This window comes from Pseudomonas sp. SST3 (assembly GCF_003325755.1).
Genome location: NZ_QORI02000172.1, coordinates 1 through 3,498 on the forward strand (window position 1 = coordinate 1; position 3,498 = coordinate 3,498).

At 57.5% G+C, this 3,498-nt stretch carries 3 pseudogenes; all 3 read right to left on the reverse strand.

What is annotated here, in order from left to right:
* Positions 1–1,158: pseudogene (locus tag DQ405_RS25965) on the reverse strand (multifunctional CCA addition/repair protein); the annotation flags it as partial.
* Positions 1,159–1,249: 91 nt separating this feature from the next.
* A pseudogene (locus DQ405_RS25970) lies at positions 1,250–2,816 on the reverse strand (SpoVR family protein).
* A pseudogene (locus DQ405_RS25975) lies at positions 2,813–3,498 on the reverse strand (YeaH/YhbH family protein); the annotation flags it as partial. The pseudogenes DQ405_RS25970 and DQ405_RS25975, both read right to left, overlap by 4 nt.

Sequence of the window (3,498 nt, forward strand, 5' to 3'; positions counted from 1 at the left end):
TCGCGCTTGAGCGCCTCGCCCAGTTCGGGGCCTTTGAAACCCTTTTCTAGCAGCGGCGCGACCGGCACTTCGCGTGCCACCTTTGCCGCTCCGCGCAAATAATCGGCCTGTGGATAACTGCGTTGCTCAAAACCCTCGCGGCCACGAGCGTCCATTTCGCAGGCCGCCACGAACTCTTCAAAGCGTTGCGGCCGACGGTACACGTCGAAGCTTTGCAGCAACTCCAGCAATGTCGAGGCCTTGAGTTCAAGCGCGCGATGCCCGTGAGTATGATATTGCCCCACCAGCAACGCCAACTCCTGGCAATCCCTGGGCACCTTGAAACGCTCGTTCACCGCTTTGATCAGCTTCAGGCCGCGTTGCTCGTGGGCAATATGCTGAGGCAATTTATCCACAGGCGTCAGGCCTTTGCCCAGGTCGTGCAGCAGGCAGGCCCAGCGCACGCTCAGCGGTTGCTTGTGCAGGGCTGCTTGCTGCAGCACGCTCAAGGTATGCACGCCGGTGTCTATTTCCGGGTGGTGAGCTGCGGGCTGCGGCACGCCGAACAGCGCATCCACCTCCGGCATCAAGGTTTTCAGTGCGTCGCAGTCACGCAGTACTTGGATAAATACCTGGGGTTGATCTTCCATCAGCGCCCGTGAGATTTCCTTCCAACTGCGCTCGGGGGTAAGGGCCTCCAACTCGCCGGACTCACTGAGTTGGCGCATTAATTCGAGGGTCTCAGGGGCGACTGTGAAGCCGAGAGGCGCATAGCGCGCGGCGAAACGCGCAACGCGTAGTACGCGGAGGGGATCTTCGGCGAACGCGGGAGAAACATGCCGTAAAAGACGCGCTTCAAGATCACGTTGTCCCTGATAAGGATCAGTCAGGTTACCCTCGTCATCCTCCGCCATGGCATTGATGGTCAGGTCACGCCGGATCAGGTCTTCTTCCAGCGTAACGTCGGGGCTCGCATGGAATATAAAAGCCACCGTAACCCCGGCCATTCTTGCGTTCGGTGCGAGCGAGGGCGTATTCGTCACCGTTTTTCGGATCGAGAAACACCGGAAAATCGGCGCCCACCGGTTTATAACCCTTGGCGAGCATCTCTTCAGCCGTCGCGCCAACGACGACGCGGTCTATATCGGTGACCTCGATGCCCAGAAGGCGATCACGCACGGCGCCGCCGACTTTGTATGATTTTCATGAAAAAGCCTCCATTAGCGGCACAGGATAACGCCTGAGCCTGGCCAATGGAGGCTTTGCTGTTTCAGAGATGCACGACGGCCATGTCCAGGCGGCCATAGTCGTTGTCGTTATGATCGCTGCGCGGTGGTACATGGTGGGTCTTCATCACTTGGTCGCCCTGCAGGGTTTCCAAATGAATATCAAAACCCCAGAGCCGATGCAGGTGCTTGAGCACTTCCTCAGTGGATTCGCCCAAGGGTTTGCGGTCGTGTTGCTGGTGACGCAGGGTCAGCGAACGGTCGCCACGCACATCAATGCTGTAGATCTGAACGTTAGGCTCGCGGTTACCCAGGTTGTATTGCGCGGCCAGGGTTTCGCGAATGATGCGGTAGCCGGGTTCGTCGTGGATGGCAGGCACCACCAGGTCATCCTTGAGGTCGTCGTCCAGGATGCTGAACAACTTGAGGTCGCGGATCACCTGAGGCGACAGGTACTGCAGGATAAAACTCTCATCCTTGAAGCTGCTCATGGCGAACTTGATGGTCGATAGCCAGTCGCTGCCGGCGATTTCCGGGAACCAGCGGCGGTCTTCCTCCGTGGGGTGCTCGCACATGCGGCGGATATCGCGGTACATGGCAAAAACCCAGTGCATAGGGGTTGATGCCGTTGTAGTACGGGCTGTCGAAGCCTGGCTGGAAGACCACGCTCGTATGGGACGTGAGGAACTCCATCATGAAGCCGTCAGTGACCAGGCCTTCGTCGTACAGGTCGTTCATCAGGGTGTAATGCCAGAAGGTTGCCCAGCCTTCGTTCATTACTTGGGTTTGGCGCTGGGGATAAAAATATTGCGCGATCTTGCGCACGATACGCACGATTTCGCGCTGCCAGGGCTCCAGCAGCGGTGCGTGCTTTTCGAGGAAATACAGGATGTTTTCCTGCGGTTCGGCGGGGAAGCGGGCATTGTCCTTGTCGCTGTTCTTGTCGGCGCGCTTGGGGATGGTGCGCCACAGGTCGTTGATCTGTTTCTGCAGGTGCTCCTCGCGCTCCTTCTGGCGCAGGCGTTCCTCTTCGGCGGAAATAGGATAGGGACGCTTATAGCGATCGACCCCATAATTCATCAGCGCGTGGCAGGAGTCCAACAGGTCTTCCACCGCATCGATACCGTGGCGCTCCTCGCACTGCATGATGTATTGCTTGGCGAACACCAGGTAATCAATGATCGAACTGGCATCGGTCCAGGTGCGAAACAGGTAGTTGCCCTTGAAGAAACTGTTATGCCCATAGCAGGCATGGGCCACTACCAGCGCCTGCATGCAGATGGTGTTTTCTTCCATCAGGTACGCGATGCACGGGTCGGAGTTGATCACGATCTCGTAGGCCAGGCCCATCTGGCCGCGTGTGTAGGACTTCTCGGTACTGAGAAAGTGTTTCCCGTAGGACCAATGGTGATAGCCCAGGGGCATGCCCACCGAGGCATAGGCATCCATCATCTGTTCAGCGGTGATGACTTCTATCTGATTGGGATAGGTGTCCAAGGCATAACCCGCCGCGATACGGCTGATTTCCCGGTCATAGGCCTGGATCAGTTCGAAGGTCCACTCGGAACCGGTGGAAATGGGTTGGCGCTTGTTCTCTTTTTTGGCGGTCATGTCACTAACCTGCGCTGGAAGAGTTCACGGAAGACCGGGTAGATATCGCCGGCCGAGACCAGTTGCTGCTGGGCGAACGTGTCGGCAAAGGCTTCGCCGATGCGCTCGTATTCGAACCATAGGGCCTGGTGCTCACGGGGGGTAATTTCGACGTAAGTGTAGTACTGCACGAACGGCATGATCTGGTTGATCAAAATGTCCCGGCAGATCGGCGAGTCGTCGTTCCAGTTGTCGCCGTCAGAGGCTTGGGCGGCGTAGATGTTCCACTCGTTGGCGGGGTAGCGCTCGGCCATGATCTCCTGCATCAGCTTCAGTGCGCTGGAAACAATGGTGCCGCCAGTTTCCCGCGAGTAGAAAAACTCCTCTTCGTCCACCTCTCGCGCGCTGGTGTGATGGCGGATGAACACTACGTCAATCTTGTCGTAGTTCCGTTTCAGGAACAGGTACAGCAGGATAAAGAAGCGCTTGGCGATGTCCTTGGTGGCCTGGGTCATGGAGCCGGAAACGTCCATCAGGCAGAACATCACCGCCTTGGAGCTGGGGTTGGGTTGCTTGACCAGCAGGTTGTATTTCAAGTCAAAGGTATCGAGGAACGGCACGCGGTGGATGCGCGCTGCTGAGTTTTTTCAATTTCTGCCTCGATTTCCTGGATTATCGCCGAAGTTGTCCGGTTCTTCGCGCT